The sequence below is a fragment of the Pantoea sp. SORGH_AS_0659 genome (assembly GCF_031453915.1).
Classification (GTDB): domain Bacteria; phylum Pseudomonadota; class Gammaproteobacteria; order Enterobacterales; family Enterobacteriaceae; genus Pantoea; species Pantoea leporis.
This window is the reverse complement of record NZ_JAVJAK010000001.1, coordinates 2,034,378-2,051,533: the sequence shown is the minus strand read 5'-3', so window position 1 is coordinate 2,051,533 and position 17,156 is coordinate 2,034,378. Positions and strand designations below refer to the sequence as shown.

At 54.1% G+C, this 17,156-nt stretch carries 14 protein-coding genes, 1 pseudogene and 1 other annotated feature; of the genes and pseudogenes, 10 read left to right on the top strand and 5 right to left on the bottom strand.

Annotation, left to right across the window (positions count from 1 at the left end; genetic code table 11):
• Positions 1-15: 15 nt before the first annotated feature.
• Positions 16-2,613, bottom strand: a complete 2,598-nt coding sequence (gene topA, locus Q3H59_RS09580; RefSeq protein ID WP_008106525.1) for a type I DNA topoisomerase — start codon at positions 2,611-2,613, stop codon at positions 16-18.
• 370 nt (positions 2,614-2,983) lie between these two features.
• Here topA and Q3H59_RS09575 point away from each other — a divergent pair, with 370 nt between their 5' ends.
• Positions 2,984-3,232 carry a DUF2498 family protein gene (locus Q3H59_RS09575; RefSeq protein ID WP_192411722.1) on the top strand — a complete coding sequence of 83 codons (249 nt, stop codon included), beginning with the start codon at positions 2,984-2,986 and terminating at the stop codon, positions 3,230-3,232.
• A 26-nt stretch (positions 3,233-3,258) separates the two neighbouring features.
• Here Q3H59_RS09575 and sohB read toward each other — a convergent pair whose 3' ends face one another.
• Positions 3,259-4,305 carry a protease SohB gene (gene sohB / locus Q3H59_RS09570; RefSeq protein ID WP_110866249.1) on the bottom strand — a complete coding sequence of 349 codons (1,047 nt, stop codon included), beginning with the start codon at positions 4,303-4,305 and terminating at the stop codon, positions 3,259-3,261.
• A 173-nt stretch (positions 4,306-4,478) separates the two neighbouring features.
• Between sohB and Q3H59_RS09565 the strand changes: the two genes are divergently transcribed.
• Both Q3H59_RS09565 and cobO read left to right on the top strand, forming a co-directional pair.
• Positions 4,479-5,243 carry a YciK family oxidoreductase gene (locus Q3H59_RS09565; RefSeq protein WP_137385885.1) on the top strand — a complete coding sequence of 255 codons (765 nt, stop codon included), beginning with the start codon at positions 4,479-4,481 and terminating at the stop codon, positions 5,241-5,243.
• Positions 5,240-5,827: a cob(I)yrinic acid a,c-diamide adenosyltransferase gene (gene cobO / locus Q3H59_RS09560; RefSeq protein ID WP_101764267.1), complete on the top strand. Its 588-nt coding sequence runs from the start codon at positions 5,240-5,242 to the stop codon at positions 5,825-5,827. The genes Q3H59_RS09565 and cobO overlap by 4 nt, the downstream gene beginning before the upstream one ends.
• 37 nt (positions 5,828-5,864) lie before the next feature.
• On the opposite strand, the gene rluB is transcribed toward cobO, so the two are convergent.
• Entirely contained in the window at positions 5,865-6,740 is an 876-nt protein-coding gene (gene rluB, locus Q3H59_RS09555; protein ID WP_101764266.1) for a 23S rRNA pseudouridine(2605) synthase RluB, read from the bottom strand.
• Between the two features lie 818 nt (positions 6,741-7,558).
• Here rluB and Q3H59_RS09550 point away from each other — a divergent pair.
• On the top strand, positions 7,559-8,215 hold the full coding sequence (locus Q3H59_RS09550) for a serine protease (protein WP_309836669.1): 657 nt from the start codon (positions 7,559-7,561) through the stop codon (positions 8,213-8,215).
• Here Q3H59_RS09550 and Q3H59_RS09545 read toward each other — a convergent pair whose 3' ends face one another.
• Both Q3H59_RS09545 and Q3H59_RS09540 read right to left on the bottom strand, forming a co-directional pair.
• Positions 8,216-8,836: an L-threonylcarbamoyladenylate synthase gene (locus tag Q3H59_RS09545; protein WP_110866253.1), complete on the bottom strand. Its 621-nt coding sequence runs from the start codon at positions 8,834-8,836 to the stop codon at positions 8,216-8,218.
• A gap of 12 nt (positions 8,837-8,848) precedes the next feature.
• The gene (locus tag Q3H59_RS09540) at positions 8,849-9,733 is read right to left on the bottom strand and encodes an RNase RNM (RefSeq protein WP_309834476.1); all 885 of its coding nucleotides are present in this window, start codon (positions 9,731-9,733) and stop codon (positions 8,849-8,851) included.
• Between the two features lie 154 nt (positions 9,734-9,887).
• Positions 9,888-9,996 (top strand) — a sequence feature (Trp leader region).
• A 23-nt stretch (positions 9,997-10,019) separates the two neighbouring features.
• On the opposite strand from Q3H59_RS09540, the gene Q3H59_RS09535 reads away from it, so the two are divergent.
• The 6 genes and pseudogenes from Q3H59_RS09535 (at position 10,020) to Q3H59_RS09510 (ending at position 17,152) form a co-directional block, all read left to right on the top strand.
• Entirely contained in the window at positions 10,020-11,582 is a 1,563-nt protein-coding gene (locus Q3H59_RS09535) for an anthranilate synthase component 1 (RefSeq protein WP_192411718.1), read from the top strand.
• Positions 11,582-13,175 (top strand): annotated as a pseudogene (gene trpD / locus Q3H59_RS09530) (bifunctional anthranilate synthase glutamate amidotransferase component TrpG/anthranilate phosphoribosyltransferase TrpD). Before Q3H59_RS09535 ends, trpD begins: the two are co-directional and overlap by 1 nt.
• Before the next feature lies 1 nt (position 13,176).
• Entirely contained in the window at positions 13,177-14,544 is a 1,368-nt protein-coding gene (gene trpCF, locus Q3H59_RS09525) for a bifunctional indole-3-glycerol-phosphate synthase TrpC/phosphoribosylanthranilate isomerase TrpF (RefSeq protein ID WP_192411717.1), read from the top strand.
• A 46-nt stretch (positions 14,545-14,590) separates the two neighbouring features.
• Positions 14,591-15,784 (top strand): tryptophan synthase subunit beta, encoded by a 1,194-nt coding sequence (trpB, locus tag Q3H59_RS09520; RefSeq protein WP_101764259.1) that lies wholly within the window; start codon positions 14,591-14,593, stop codon positions 15,782-15,784.
• Positions 15,784-16,587 (top strand): tryptophan synthase subunit alpha, encoded by an 804-nt coding sequence (gene trpA, locus Q3H59_RS09515; protein ID WP_192411716.1) that lies wholly within the window; start codon positions 15,784-15,786, stop codon positions 16,585-16,587. The genes trpB and trpA overlap by 1 nt, the downstream gene beginning before the upstream one ends.
• A 250-nt stretch (positions 16,588-16,837) precedes the next feature.
• Positions 16,838-17,152 (top strand): BON domain-containing protein, encoded by a 315-nt coding sequence (locus tag Q3H59_RS09510; RefSeq protein ID WP_192411715.1) that lies wholly within the window; start codon positions 16,838-16,840, stop codon positions 17,150-17,152.
• Positions 17,153-17,156 lie beyond the last annotated feature (4 nt).

Below are 17,156 nucleotides of genomic sequence, written 5' to 3'. Positions count from 1 at the left end.
TGGCCTTGCGGGGAATTACTTTTTCGCTTCCTGCCATTTGCCATCAATATAGAACATTGACCAGCCGGTGGCTTTGCCATCCTTTTCGGAAGAGACGTATTGCTGTTTGGTCTTACGACTGAAACGCACCATCGTCTTATTCCCTTCTGGATCGGCGGCTGGCGCTTCTGACAGATATTTCAGCTTTTCTGGCAGGCGGTCGGCAAAGCGTTGCAGCTCTTCCACCAGCGGCGCGCGCGTTTCACGTGATTTCGGGAAGGTATTCGCAGCAAGGAACACGCCCGCTGCACCATCACGCAACACAAAGTAAGCATCCGACTTTTCACACTGCAATTCTGGCAGCGGCACCGGATCTTCTTTTGGCGGCGCGACATCACCGTTACGCAGAATCTTACGGGTGTTTTTGCACTCGTCGTTGGTACACGCCATGTACTTACCGAAACGACCCATTTTCAGATGCATTTCAGAACCACACTTCTCGCACTCAACAATCGGACCGTCGTAGCCCTTGATGCGGAATTCGCCCTGCTCAATCTCGTAGCCGTCGCACTCTGGGTTATTACCGCAGACGTGTAACTTGCGCTGGTTATCGATCAGATAGCTGTCCATCGCGGTGCCACACTTCTGGCAACGACGACGAGCGCGCAGCGCATTGGTTTCAGCATCATCGCCTTCCAGCACGTTGAGCACTTCATTTTCCGGGATCAAGTTGATGGTCTGCTTGCAGCGCTCTTTCGGCGGCAAAGCATAACCCGAGCAACCCAGGAACACGCCGGTACTGGCGGTGCGAATCCCCATCGGGCGGCTACAGGTTGGACAATCAATTGACGTCAACACCATCTGGTTGGGCTGCATGCCGCCCTCTTCCGGATCTTTCTCAGCATCATCTAACTGTTGGCTGAAATCACTGAAGAAGGAGTCGAGTACCGCTTTCCATTCGGCTTCATTATTCGCCACCTGATCGAGGCTATTTTCCATGCGCGCGGTAAAGTCATAGTTCATTAGCTCGCGGAAATTAGACTCCAGACGGTCGGTAACAATTTCACCCATTTTTTCAGCGTAGAAACGGCGGTTCTCAACACGCACGTAACCACGATCCTGAATGGTGGAGATAATCGAGGCATACGTTGATGGACGACCAATGCCACGTTTTTCCAGCTCACGCACCAGCGATGCTTCACTGAAGCGCGCCGGCGGTTTGGTGAAGTGCTGGCTTGGCATCAGCTCTTTAAGATCCAGCATGTCGCCAACATCTACCGGCGGCAGCGTCAGATCTTCATCATTTTTACGCAGCGCAGGCATCACGCGCGTCCAGCCATCGAAACGCAGCGTGCGGCCTTTGGCTTTCAATTTAAATTCAGCCGCGCCCACGGTCAGCGTGGTGGAGTCGTACTGAGCCGGAACCATCTGGCAGGCAACAAACTGGCGCCAAATCAGCTGATAGAGTTTCTGCGCATCAGCTTCCATATCTTTCAGCTGCTCAGCCACGATATTCACGTCAGAAGGACGAATCGCTTCGTGCGCTTCCTGTGAGTTCTCTTTGCTGGCATAGGTATTCGGCGCTTCTGGCAGATACTTTTTACCAAAGCTGCTCTCAACATAACCGCGCGCCATCGCCACGGCATCCTGGCTCAGGTTGGTGGAGTCGGTACGCATATAGGTGATGTGGCCCGCTTCATACAAACGCTGCGCCATCATCATGGTCTTCTTCACGCCGAAGCCCAAACGCGTACTCGCCGCCTGTTGCAGCGTTGAGGTAATAAAAGGTGCAGAAGGCTTGCTGCTGGTCGGCTTGTCTTCACGATCCAGCACTTCGTAACGCGCTTTCTGCAAAATCGCTACCGCCGCGTGAGTTTGCTCACGATTGACCGGACGGAACGCTTTGTCATTCTGATGCGTCACCTGCATGGCCAGATCGGCGCCTTTCGGCGTGGCGAAATCAGCATCGATTTCCCAATACTCTTCTGGCACGAAGGCTTTGATTTCGTGCTCGCGCTCAACGACCAGACGCACCGCAACCGACTGAACGCGGCCGGCTGACAGGCCGCGGGCAATTTTCTTCCACAGCAGTGGCGACACCATGTAACCCACCACGCGATCCATAAAGCGGCGCGCTTGCTGTGCGTTGACACGTTCAATATTAAGCTCGCCAGGCTTGTCAAACGCCTGACGAATCGCATTCTTGGTAATTTCGTTGAATACTACGCGGCTAAAGCGCTTATCGTCCCCACCGATCACTTCACGCAGGTGCCAGGCAATGGCTTCCCCTTCGCGGTCAAGGTCGGTTGCGAGATAGATGTGGTCTGCGTCGGCAGCCAGGTTTTTCAGCTCAGCGACAACTTTTTCTTTGCCCGGCAGAATTTGATAATCCGCTTCCCAACCATGCCAGGGATCCACACCCATGCGGTTTACGAGTGCGGCTTTCTCATCCTTTTTAACCTTTTTTCCAGGTTTCGCTTTTTCCCCGTCGGCACTTTTACGGGCAGTTGAACCGCTGGTCGGCAAATCACGGATATGACCGACACTGGATTTCACCACGTAGTCATTACCGAGGTATTTATTGATTGTTTTGGCCTTTGCCGGGGACTCAACGATTACGAGTGATTTACCCATATGTACCTTTACCTAAATGAAACGTCCTGATAAACGGGAGAGAATTGGAGGTCCCAAAACCCAATGGGTTCAATATTGCTGCCGGCATTTCGCATTTCAAGGCAGCAGGGATAATCTCAGGTCAGATTGCGTCGACTTCTGCAACTTTATGATTAGGAGCGAGTTTTCCATCTGACAGAACCACACATCCGGGTGTGATCTCCCTGAAAGCTGAATCGCCCACACTCTACCTGATAAAATCCGTTACGCAACTTAATTAGCATTCTGCCTAATTTTGCGCCAGTTTTACGACGCCATGCTGATTTGCTGAACGCGATAGCTCGCAAGTAATATAGAAGGAGAAAAATGGCTGTCAAAAAAGAGGTGAAAAATGTCAGTGCCAACGGAATCTATTTCACGCCACGCGTTACTGGAAATAGCCAATCAGATAATCACGCAGCACGAAAATTATTTTGTCGGATTAGAAGCCAATGATGTGATTCAGCAAGGTGATGTTTTGGTGTTTCGCGGTCCCTATTTTCTCGATGATGAAGGCTTGCCCACCGCCAAAACCACCACGGTATTTAACGTGTTTAAACACCTCGCGGTGGAACTCTCCTCTCAATATCATCTGGCATAAAAAAGCCCGGCAGTTGCCGGGCTCGGTTACAACAGCGGCTTCTCGCCGCGCTGCCATATTTTCAGAATCAACCGTTCAGCCGCCAGACTGGCGCTGTTGGTAAAGCGATCCATCATTTTACGCTTACGTGCGTAATGGACGCCCAGCACGGTGAAGCGATCCATATGCTTAATAATCAACGCATCGCTGGTGCCGATTTCATCAATTAAACCCAAGTCCAGCGCCTGACGGCCATACCAATGCTCGCCGGTCGCCACTTTGTTCAGATCAAGCGATGGACGCATCTGCTGTACAAAATCTTTAAACAGCTGATGGGTTTCATTAAGATCTTCCTGGAATTTCTCGCGCCCTTCTTCGGTGTTTTCACCAAACAGCGTCAAAGTCCGTTTGTACTGACCGGCGGTATGCAGCTCGACGTCAATATCGTTACGCTTTAACAGGCGGTTGAAGTTGGGAATCTGCGCGACCACGCCAATTGAACCAATAATAGAAAACGGTGCGGCCACAATGCGATCCGCCACGCAAGCCATCATGTAACCGCCGCTGGCAGCGACTTTATCCACCACCGCCGTCAATTGCAGACCGGCATCGCGCAGGCGTTGCAGCTGCGAAGCCGCCAAACCGTAGCCGTGTACTACGCCGCCGGGGCTTTCCAGGCGCAGTAGCACTTCATCGCCCGGCACCGCAACTGCCAGCACCGCGGAGATCTCTTCACGCAATGAGGTGACCTCACTCGCGTCCATGCTGCCTTTGAACTCCAGCACATACAGCGTGGGCTTCAGCGTCTCGCTCACGCCGGCTTTAGCATTGCGTTTATCAGCTTTCGCCTTTTGCTTCTCTTCTTTCTTATGCTGCTTGAGCCACACTTTTTGCGCCTGTGGCTTCATTTTGGCGAGCTGCAGATCTTCCTTCATCTCACGATAATCATCATCGAGATGCGTCAAACGCAGCTGACCGCTGCTGTGACGTTTACGCAGCGCGGCATTTAGCACAATCAGAACAATAGCTGCGATCGCCACCACCACGGTAACGGCCTTAGCCAGAAATAATCCATAACTGGAGAAAAAATCCATTCTGCCGCCTTATTAAACAGTAAATTACAACAGCTGTAAGTTTACCCGCTTTACGCGCTGTCGTCGCCTGAAATGCCCGCAGGCGGCACAGAATGCGAGGCTCAAGCGTTGCACCGCGCGGCAAATTCAGGCATAAAGCCAAAAACCTTCTGACCCGAGCAAAGGACATCGCTGTGCATTATCAACCGAAAAGCGATCTGCTGGAAAATCGCATCATCCTCGTCACCGGCGCTTCCGATGGCATTGGCCGTGAAGCGGCGCTGACCTATGCGCGCTACGGCGCGCGCGTCATCCTGTTGGGCCGCAACGCCGACACCCTGCAGAAAACGGAGCAGGCCATCAACCAGTTAAACAAGCAGCCAGCCGCTTCTTTATTACTGGATCTGGCTGAAGCCACGCCAGAAAGCTGCCAGCAGTTAGCCGACCAGGTTACTGCGCTGGTGCCGCGTCTGGATGGCGTGCTGCACAACGCTGGCATTCTGGGCGAAATCGTACCGTTGGAGGAGCTCGATCCGCAGATCTGGCGTGACGTGATGCAGATTAACCTTGATGCCACCTTCTATTTAACTCAAGCATTACTGCCGCTGCTGCTGAAATCAGATGCCGGATCGCTGGTGTTTACCACGTCCAGCGTGGGCCGCACCGGCCGTGCAGGCTGGGGCGCGTATGCGGTTTCGAAGTTTGCCACTGAAGGTATGATGCAGGTGCTGGCCGACGAGTATAAAAACCGTCACTTGCGGGTGAACTGCATCAATCCTGGCGGTACGCGCACCAAAATGCGCGCCAGCGCTTTCCCGGATGAGGATGCCAATTTACTCAAAACCCCCGCGGATTTGATGCCGCTCTACCTCTATTTGATGGGTGATGACAGCCGACGTAAAACCGGCACCAGCTTTGATGCGCAGCCGGGACGCAAAGCGGGGCCGGCAACCGCATGAATGATCGCCATCAGCAACGCCAGCAGCGACTAAAAGAGCAGGTTGATGCCCGAATCGCCGCCGCCACCGAGACGCGCGGCATTTTGATGGTGTTCACCGGTAACGGCAAAGGGAAAACCACCGCGGCTTTTGGCACCGCGTTGCGCGCCTGCGGACACGGTAAAAAAGTGGCGGCGGTACAGTTCATTAAAGGCGAATGGCCCAACGGTGAACGTAACTTGCTGGAACAGCACGGCGTCGAATTTCAGGTGATGTCCACCGGTTTTACCTGGGATACGCAGAACCGCGAGACCGACACTGCCGCCTGTCAGTTGGTGTGGCAGCAGGCGCGTCGTATGTTGGCCGATAGCCGCGTCGATCTGGTGATCCTGGATGAAATCACGTACATGGTGAGCATGGATTATCTGGATTTAGCGGAGCTGGTCGATGTGCTGCAACAGCGCCCTGCTCAGCAAAGCGTAATCATTACCGGTCGCGGCTGTCATCGCACGTTGCTGGATTTGGCTGATACCGTAACGGAAATGCGTCCGGTGAAACATGCGTTTGATGCGGGAATTCAGGCACAGCAAGGAATAGATTGGTAACACGCTGACGCCGCAGAGCGCGGCGTCAGGCTTAGGATCAGGAACCGCGTTTAGTGTTATTCCGACGCGGATTGTTGCTCACCACACCGTGACGTTTTACCGCACGACGAATTTGGTTAGCCTTGGTGCGACGACGATCCTTTTCAACGGCCACTTTCGTTACCGTCTCTTCCGGCATACTGACTAACGTACGCAGATAGTTGACCGCCGGTAATTCCATCTCGATCCAGCCGCCGCGTGGCAAGCCTTTTGGCAACTGGATATCACCGTAACGCACACGCATCAGTCGGCTAACCTGCACGCCAACCGCTTCCCACAGACGGCGCACTTCGCGGTTACGCCCTTCGGTCAGCGTCACGTTGTACCATTGGTTAATGCCTTCGCCGCCGGCAAACTTAATGGTTTTGAACGATGCCGGGCCATCTTCCAGCTGCACGCCTTTGCTCAGCTGACGGATTTTATCGTCATCCACTTCGCCAAACACCCGAACCGCATATTCACGCTCCACTTCACGGCTTGGGTGCATCAAACGGTTAGCCAGTTCACCATCGGTGGTGAACAGCATCAAACCGCAGGTATTCACATCCAGACGACCGACGGCAATCCAGCGTGAACCACGCAGACGCGGCAGACGATCAAATACGGTTGGACGCCCTTCCGGATCGTTACGCGTGCAGAGTTCACCTTCTGGTTTATAGTACGCCAATACGCGACACACTTCGGTCGCCGACTCAGCGATGGAAACCAGATGGCCATCGATACGAATTTTCAGGGATTTATCACTTTCGATGCGATCGCCAAGCGTCGCCAGTTTGCCGTCAACGCTGACGCGTCCGGCTGAAATCATGGTTTCGATTTCGCGACGCGAACCGTGACCGGCGCGCGCTAATACTTTCTGTAATTTTTCGCTCATGGAGCCTCGTTGTCGCCTTCCCAGGCGTCGTGGTAAGAAGAGGTGCGATACAGGGATTACCAATTCCCATATCAGAATCTGTTACCGCTCTGCATCGCTGCTGCAATCTCAGACGGCCCGCGATTTTACACTAACGCAAGTTTTGTTAACACCTTTTCCTTTGCTGCCGATAACAGAGGGTCTGGTAAAAACGTAGCCATTAAGACCATGACGATAAACATTCAGCTGGCTGATAGATCGTTCTTATTTGCATCCGCAGCATCCACGCCAAGTGACTGAATTATTATCACTTGCCCCTAACCTTTCCCGCCTGAGCCTATTATCAACTTAAGACAACTGATACATTAGCGCTTTGCAAGACTGCTTAACCGCTATTGCTCGCCACGCTTAAGGATAATCACAAACTTTAAATCTAAGTAAAAACAATAAAACAGCATAAAAAACTATTTAACAGCATTAAATAAGGTCCATTACCGTAATAAATGCAAACTGATAGTTTATTGGCACTACAGGTTGGATTAAGTCTGTATTTTTGTATTATTTGATTAATATTAAATTTGATGAATTGTTCTGCAGAAAAAACTGTGTAAAATTTAAGCCTGAAATCCAGTGCGTCGTCATAATAACATAGCTTTCATTTACTATTTATATTCGTTCAACTTACAAATCATTAACGAACCACTGTGTAATTTCACTGATATTACAAACCGGCGCGCGCGGGGTTAGACGCGTTTATTCATTTACGGAATGAATTTAATTTGCATGTCGAAAGTCTTCACCAGGGATTTTACGGACATGCTTTAAAGAAGATCACAGCCATGAAAACCTCTCTGCTTTGGCCTGCGCTCGCTGCGCTGGCTCTGAGCGGTTGTTCCGTGGGCCACACTGAGTACAGTCGTACTGCGATGCAACACGTTGATATGAGCGTGACAGGCATCCCGACCGTGCTAGGTTTGGGCATTCTCGGTACAACCATTCCTTTGACGCCAGAATACAGCCTGACGGCGGCGCACGTGGCAAAAACGGCCGTGCAGCGTGTCAAGGCCTATCATCCTTATTGCGACGTCGCGATTATTTATCATAAAAACAGTCCAGAAACGCTGGTGAAATTCCGCAACGGTGCTGTTGGCGAACCGATTAAAATGTACGGTTACAGCTTTATTTCCGCTATGCCGGTGGAATCGAGCGGCGTTAATTTAGCGCGTACCGCCATTACCAATAAATGGAATAAAAAGCCCTGCATGGCAATGGCATCAAATGCTGGCGTGGTGCAAGGGATGTCCGGTGGCGCGGTATATAATGCGGACCAAACCATTGGCGGGGTGATTGTCGGTTACAGCCATGAAATATCTAACGTTCGCAGCAAGAAAGTCATCTTAAAAGATGTCTCGCTGTATATTCCGTACGGGGATTTCAAAACCTGGCTGGAATCCAATATTGGTCAGACGCAGAAAGCCACGCCTGACCATGCATGATTACTGGAACGGGCGCGTGTCACCGACACCTTCGCGCACCACCACCGGCGCATCGCTGGTGAGATCGATCACCGTGGTCGGCTGCTGTCCCAGCGTGCCGCCATCGATGATCAGATCCACCAGCTTGCCAATGCTGTACTGAATCTCTTCCGGATCGGACTCGGTGAAATCATTGCCGGGCAGCATCAGCGAAGTCGACATCATCGGCTCGTTAAGGCGCTCCAATAGCGCCAGCGCCACCGGGTTGGACGGCACGCGTAGCCCGATGGTTTTACGTTTGTCATTCATCAGACGACGCGGCACTTCTTTCGTCGCCTTCAAAATGAAGGTGTAGTTGCCCGGCGTGTTGTTTTTCAGGAGGCGAAACGCGGAGTTATCCACCTGCGCGTAAGTCGACAGCTCCGACAGATCGCGGCACATCAGCGTAAAGTTGTGATTGCCATCCAACTGGCGAATGCGACAAATGCGTTCCATGGCATTTTTCTCTTCCAGACGACACCCCAGCGCATAGCCAGAGTCGGTTGGATAAACAATCACGCTGCCTTTATTGAGATAATCAACGGCCTGATTTACCAGGCGCGGCTGCGGATTGTCGGGATGAATGTGAAAATATTGACTCATAAAAACCTCATATCACCTGTCTGTAACAGCACTGCTGGGCGCCAATGCGGGGAAGCGTTCCCAAACCGGCTCCACGCCGCCCGGTAGCCATAACTTGCGTCCCAGTTCTATCCACGGACAAGGTTGGTGGAAATCTGATCCCTGCGACCCGGCTAACTGATGGTCACGCGCATAGGTTGCCAGCTGCGTGCGCTCGTTGGGCGCTTGCTGGCACTGCGCGACTTCCATGGCATCGCCGCCCACGTCGGCAAAATGCGCAATCAGCCGCTTTAACCATTTAGCCGACAAACCATAACGACCGGGATGCGCCAAAACGGCATAGCCGCCAGAATGATGAATAGCATCAATGGCTTGTTTAATTGTACACCATTGCGGCGGCACGTAGCCGGTTTTCCCGCGCGCCAGATAATTCTTGAATACCTGCGCCATATTGTCGGCTTTGCCAATCTCCACCAGATAACGCGCAAAGTGGCCACGCGTGATCAAGCCGCCCTGCGCCAGTCGCTGCGCACCGGCTAGCGCATCAGGAATGCGAGCGCGCTCGAGGCGTTCGGCAATCTGCTGCGCACGATCAAGGCGTGTCTGATACTGAAGCGCAAGGAATTCAGTCAGCGCGGGATGCTGGCAATCGACATTCAGCCCCACAATGTGGATTTCGTGATTTTCCCATAAGGTTGATGCTTCTAAACCGGCTAGCACGCGGATCGGTAGATCCTGTTGCATCACTGCCGCCTGCGCTTCTGGCACGCCCGCCACCGTGTCGTGATCGGTAATCGCCAGCACACCGACTTTCATCTCAACCGCGCGCTGCACCAGCGCGGTCGGCGTCAATAAGCCGTCAGAAGCCAGCGTATGGCTGTGTAAATCGTAAAGGGGAAAACGAGCGATGTCCGACAAGATAACTCCAGCAACTACATAAACCGGCAGGCATGATAACGATTTTGCCCCTGGCTGAAAAAGGGTATTGACATTTTTCGCCCGAACCAGTTAACTAGTACACAAGTTCACACGTAACGGGTATTTAATCATGACTATTTTTGGTACGCATTTAAATGGTTGGTGGCACGATGATCCCTTTATCGGGCGACGTCGTCGTGCACAATTTGCGTAACCGCAGTGCAGATTGATACCTAAGCCCGCCACCGAGCGGGCTTTTTTTTGAGCGAAATTCAGAGAATCCATTATGGCTATTGCGAAACCTACATTGAAGTTGATAACCGGTACCGCGCCCTACCGCGAAGATCCGGCCGCAGTGTTTCATCAGTTATGCGGCGCACGTCCAGCAACTCTGCTGCTTGAATCCGCAGATATCGACAGCAAACAAAACCTGAAAAGCCTGTTAATCGTGGATAGCGCGCTGCGCGTCAGTGCGCTGGGTAACATCGTCACCATCAAAGCGCTGTCGGAAAATGGTCGCGCCATCTTGCCGCTGCTGGACGAGGCGCTGCCCTCTGAGGTGCGTATTGAGGTGCGCCCTGATGGCCGCGAGCTGCATTTCACCCAGCAGCAAGGCATGCAGGACGAAGATTCCCGCCTGAAGGCCTTTTCCGTATTTGATGCGCTGCGCCTGATCCCGCAGCTGGTGAACAGCCCGGAAGAGGAGCGTGAAGCGATGCTACTTGGCGGCTTGTTCGCTTATGACTTAGTGGCCGGTTTCGAAGATCTGCCGCAACTGCGCAACGAACAGCGTTGCCCGGATTACTGCTTCTATCTGGCCGAAACCTTACTGGTGATCGACCATCAGCAGCGCACTGCTCGCCTGCAGGCCAGCTTATTCAGCCCATCGACCAGCGAGTTCCAGCGTCTGCAAGGCCGCATCGAACAACTGCGCGGCCAGATGACGCAAGCAGCGCCCGCATTGCCGGTACAGCGCGTCGAGCACATGACGCTGAGCACCAGTCAGAGCGATGAAGAGTACTGCAACGTGGTGCGTGAGATGCAGGAAGCGATTCGCATTGGCGAAATCTTCCAGGTTGTCCCTTCACGTCGCTTCTCGCTGCCGTGCCCTTCTCCACTGGCCGCTTACGACACGTTGAAAAACAGCAATCCAAGTCCTTACATGTTCTTTATGCAGGATCAGGATTTCGCGCTGTTTGGTGCCTCGCCAGAAAGCTCACTGAAATATGACGCGACGTCGCGTCAGATTGAGATCTACCCGATTGCGGGTACGCGTCCACGCGGCCGCCATGCCGATGGCTCACTGGATCGCGATCTCGACAGCCGCATCGAACTGGAAATGCGCACCGACCATAAAGAGATGGCTGAGCACCTGATGCTGGTGGATTTAGCGCGTAACGATTTGGCGCGTATCTGCGTGCCGGGCAGCCGTTACGTGGCAGACCTGACTAAAGTTGACCGCTACTCGTTCGTGATGCATCTGGTATCACGCGTGGTCGGCACGCTGCGCGAAGATCTCGACGTGCTGCACGCCTACCGCGCCTGCATGAACATGGGCACGCTGAGCGGCGCACCGAAAGTGCGTGCGATGCAACTGATTGCCGGGAAAGAAGGCACACGTCGCGGCAGCTACGGCGGCGCAGTCGGCTATTTCACCGCTAACGGCGACCTTGATACCTGCATCGTTATTCGTTCCGCGTGGGTTGAAGACGGCGTTGCCACCGTACAAGCTGGCGCCGGTGTGGTTCTTGATTCCCAGCCACAGGCAGAAGCGGACGAGAGCCGCAACAAAGCGCGCGCGGTATTGCGTGCCATCGCAACAGCCCATCACTGCAAGGAGATTTTCTGATGGCCGATATCCTGCTGCTCGATAACATCGACTCCTTTACTTACAACCTCGTTGATCAGCTGCGTACCTTTGGCCATAACGTGGTGATTTACCGCAACAACGTGCCCGCTGAGGTGCTGATTGAACGCCTGCAGCAGATGGAAAATCCGATTCTGATGCTGTCGCCGGGTCCGGGCGCGCCGAAAGATGCCGGATGCATGCCAGATTTGCTGCAAGCGCTGCGCGGTCGTCTGCCAATTATCGGCATCTGTCTCGGTCATCAGGCGATTGTTGAAGCTTACGGCGGCCATGTCGGCCAGGCCGGCGAGATCCTGCACGGCAAAGCCTCTTCTATTACCCACGATGGCGAAGGCATGTTCGCTGGCCTGAGCAATCCGCTGCCGGTGGCGCGCTATCACTCGCTGGTCGGCAGCAATACGCCAGCCGAATTGACCGTTAACGCCAGCTACAACGGCATGGTGATGGCTGTGCGCCACGATGCCGACCGCGTGTGTGGCTTCCAGTTCCACCCCGAATCCATTCTCACCACTCAGGGCGCGCGCTTATTAGAACAAACGTTGGCCTGGGCGCTGGCGAAGTAATAGGGAGATTATGATGCAAACTATTCTGGAAAAACTTTATCAGTCTGAGACGCTGAGCCAGGGCGAAAGCCACCAGCTATTTAGCGCTATTATTACCGGTCAGCTGGAGCCGACGCAGTTAGCCGCCGCGCTGATCGCCATGAAAGTCCGTGGCGAGCGTCCGGAAGAGATCGCCGGTGCCGCTTCCGCGCTGCTGGCCGATGCAAAACCGTTCCCGCGCCCGGATTACACCTTTGCCGATATCGTCGGTACCGGTGGTGACGGCAGCAACAGCATCAATATCTCGACCGCCAGCGCCTTTGTTGCGGCAACCTGCGGCCTGAAAGTGGCAAAGCACGGTAATCGCAGCGTCTCCAGCAAGTCGGGTTCTTCCGATCTGCTGGCGGCATTTGGCATCAATCTGGATATGCCTGCGGAACAAGCACGCCAGGCGCTGGACGATCTCAACGTCTGCTTCCTGTTTGCTCCGCAGTATCACAGCGGTTTTCGTCACGCGATGCCGGTACGTCAGCAGTTGAAAACCCGTACCATCTTTAACGTGCTGGGTCCGCTGATTAACCCTGCGCGTCCACCGCTGGCGGTGATTGGCGTGTACAGCCCGGAGCTGGTACTGCCAATCGCCCAAACGCTAAAAGTGCTCGGCTATCAACGTGCGGCTGTGGTTCACGGCGGTGGCATGGATGAAGTGGCGCTGCACAGCCCAACGCAGGTCGCCGAGCTGCGTGATGGCGAAATCACTGGCTATCAGCTGACACCAGAAGACTTCGGTTTTGGCTTCCATGATAAAGACGCGTTGGCAGGCGGCACGCCGGAAGAAAACCGTGACATTCTGACCCGTTTACTCCAGGGTAAAGGCCAGCCCGCCCATGAGCAGGCGGTGGCGGTGAACGTCGCAATGTTACTGAAAGTGTTCGGAAATGAAGATTTGCGCGACAACGCACAGCGCGCCATCGCTGCCATTCGCAGCGGACAGGCCTACGAGCGCGTTGTCGCTCTGGCAGCGAGAGGATGAGATGAGTATTAAGGGCACTGTTTTAGAGAAAATCGTACAAGATAAAGCCGTCTGGGTTGAAGCGCGCAAAGCACAGCAGCCGCTGGCCACCTTCCAGAACGATTTGCAGCCTGCGGAACGTCATTTTTACGATGCACTACGTGGATCGCGCACGGTATTCATCCTGGAATGCAAAAAAGCTTCGCCCTCCAAAGGGCTGATTCGCGAGGATTTCAATCCCGCCACCATCGCTGGCGTATATCGTCATTACGCTTCTGCGGTGTCGGTGTTAACCGATGAGAAATACTTCCAGGGCGATTTTGCGTTCCTGCCGATTGTTAGCGCCGCCATCACGCAACCGGTGTTGTGCAAAGACTTCATCATCGATCCCTACCAGATCTATCTGGCACGACATTATCAGGCCGACGCCATTCTGCTGATGTTGTCAGTGCTGGATGATGAGCAATATCGTCAGCTCGCCGCCGTGGCGCACAGCCTGAAAATGGGCGTGCTGACCGAAGTCAGTAATGAAGAAGAGATGGAACGCGCGATTGCGCTGGAAGCCAAAGTTGTCGGCATTAATAACCGCGACCTGCGCGACCTGTCCATCGACCTGAATCGCACGCGTCAGTTAGCCCCGCGCCTCGGACATGGCGTCACCGTCATTAGCGAATCTGGCATTCACAATTATGCCCAGGTTCGTGAGCTAAGCCACTTCGCTAACGGCTTCCTGATTGGCTCCGCGCTGATGGAAGAAGCCGATCTCACCGCTGGCGTGCGTCGCGTATTGCTCGGTGATAACAAAGTCTGCGGCCTGACCCGCGCCGAAGATGCACGCGCAGCGCTGGAAGCTGGCGCAATCTATGGTGGATTGATCTTCGCTGAAGGCTCGCCGCGTAAAATCAGCCGCGACCAAGCGCAGGTTGTGCAGGCTGCTGCCCCGCTGAAGTATGTTGGCGTGTTCTGCAACAATGCGGCAAGTGACATTGTCACGCTAGCGGAAAGTTTAAAACTTTATGCGGTGCAGTTGCACGGCGATGAAGATCAGGCGTTCGTCGCAGAATTGCGTCAGGCGCTGCCAGCAGACACCAAAATCTGGAAAGCGCTGAGCATTAAAGAGCAGTTACCTGCGCGCGACTGGCCGCACGTCGATCGTTACGTGTTTGATAATGGCCAGGGCGGCACCGGCCAGCGTTTCGATTGGTCACTGCTGCAAGGCCAGGATCTCAGCAATGTGCTGCTGGCCGGTGGCCTAAGCGCTGACAACTGCGTTGAGGCCGCGCAGCTGGGCTGTGCCGGCCTCGATTTCAACTCCGGCATAGAATCTGCGCCAGGCATTAAAGATGCCAGCAAAGTCGCGGCGGTATTCCGCACGCTGCGCGCCTATTAATTTCGCTTGCCCGCCATGGCGCGGGCCGAATAAGGAAGATGAAAAAATGACCACGTTATTGAATCCCTATTTTGGCGAGTTTGGCGGCCAGTACGTACCACAAATCCTGATGCCAGCCTTGCGCCAGTTGGAAAATGCGTTTGTTGAAGCGCAGCGCGATCCCGAGTTTCAGGCCGAGTTTACTGACCTGCTGAAAAACTACGCTGGACGCCCAACGGCTTTAACGCTGTGCAGCAACCTGACTAAAGGCAGCAAAACCCGCCTTTATCTAAAGCGTGAAGATTTGCTGCACGGTGGTGCGCATAAAACCAACCAGGTGCTGGGTCAGGCGCTGTTGGCTAAGCGCATGGGCAAAAACGAGATCATCGCGGAAACCGGCGCCGGTCAGCACGGTGTCGCGTCAGCGTTAGCCTGTGCCCTGCTGGGTATGAAGTGCCGCATCTACATGGGCGCCAAGGACGTTGAGCGTCAGTCGCCAAACGTATTCCGTATGCGTCTGATGGGCGCGGAAGTGATTCCGGTGCATAGCGGCTCAGCCACGCTGAAAGATGCCTGTAACGAGGCGCTGCGCGACTGGTCTGGCAGCTATGAAACCGCGCACTACATGCTCGGCACCGCCGCGGGCCCGCACCCGTTCCCGACTATCGTGCGTGAATTCCAGCGCATGATTGGTGAAGAGACCAAAGCCCAGATTCTGGAGCGCGAAGGTCGCCTGCCGGATGCGGTGTTAGCCTGCGTGGGCGGTGGTTCGAACGCTATCGGCATGTTCGCTGATTTTATCGAAGAAGAAAGCGTTGGTCTGATCGGCGTGGAGCCGGCGGGGCACGGTATCGAAACCGGAGAACACGGTGCGCCGCTCAAGCACGGTCGCGTGGGGATCTATTTCGGTATGAAAGCGCCGATGATGCAGACCGAAGAGGGGCAGATTGAAGAATCCTACTCAATCTCTGCAGGTCTGGACTTCCCGTCAGTGGGTCCTCAGCATGCGCATCTGAACAGTATCGGCCGCGCGGAATATGTTTCGATTACCGATGACGAAGCGCTCAGCGCCTTTAAAGAGCTGTGCCGTGCTGAAGGGATTATTCCTGCGCTCGAATCCTCACACGCGCTGGCACATGCACTGAAAATGATCCGCGAAAATCCGGAAAAAGAGCAGCTGCTGGTGGTTAACCTTTCTGGTCGCGGCGATAAAGACATCTTCACCGTTCACGATATTTTGAAAGCCAAGGGAGAGATCTGATGGAACGTTACAATCATCTGTTTCAACGTCTGTCGGCGCAGCAAGAAGGCGCGTTTGTCCCCTTCGTTACCCTCGGCGATCCGTCACCTGAACTTTCGCTGAAAATTATCGATACCCTGGTGGAAGGCGGTGCGGACGCGTTAGAACTCGGTATTCCGTTCTCGGATCCGCTGGCCGACGGCCCAACCATTCAGGGCGCGACGCTGCGTGCCTTTGCTTCCGGCACCACCGTGGCGCAGTGCTTTGAAATTCTGGCGACCGTGCGCCAGAAATATCCCGAGCTGCCGATTGGCTTGCTGATGTACGCCAATCTGGTGTTCAGCAAAGGTATCGATAACTTTTATGCACAGTGTGAAGCGGTGGGCGTCGATTCCGTGCTGGTTGCGGATGTGCCGCTGGAAGAGTCTGCGCCTTTCCGTCAGGCTGCGCTGCGCCACAATGTGGCGCCGATCTTTATCTGTCCACCAAATGCTGACGATGAACTGCTGCGTGAGATCGCTGCGCACGGTCGCGGTTATACCTATTTGCTGTCACGCGCAGGCGTCACCGGTTCGGAAAATCGTGCCAGCCTGCCGCTGCATCACCTGATCGAAAAGCTGCGTGAGTTTAACGCTGCGCCGCCGCTGCAGGGCTTTGGTATCTCTGAACCCGGCCAAGTGAAAGAAGCCATCGCCGCTGGTGCGGCGGGTGCCATTTCCGGGTCGGCAATTGTGAAAATCATTGAGCGTAACCAGAACGATCCGGCCACGCTGCTCAGCGAGCTGAAAGCCTTTGTGAGTAGTCTGAAAGCAGCCACCCGCTAAAATCCTTCAGGGCCTTATTCGCTGGTGCGGATAAGGCCTTTTTATTGCCAAAAATATCCCCAAACTCAAATTCCCGGCTACTCTCAGATTTTCATGCCCAGCGAAAACTGCGATTGGATCAATAAGTGGTAAAAACGCCCTATTTCTGACTTTTTCACGCGCGCCGATTTGCTGATTTCGCATCTCCAGACCACAATTAATTGCGCCGCCCCATTGCGGCGAAACATCATCTAAGACAGGGAGATAACCAATGAAATTTTTCAAAGTCGTTGCAGGATTTATGATGGCTGCGGTAATGGCGCTGGCACTTAGCGCGTGTGCACCCACAGCAACCAAAGAAGGCACTGGCGGTTACATCGACGATACCGTGGTAACCACCAAAGTTAAGGCTCAGCTGTTGAATGACGAGTCGCTGAAATCGACCGAAATCAATGTTGAAACCTTCAAGGGTAAAGTTCAGCTGAGCGGTTTTGTCAGCTCACCGCAGATGGCAAATCGCGCGGTGGCCATAACGCGTAGCGTGGCGGGCGTGAAATCTGTGGTTAACAATATGCAGATCAAATAACACA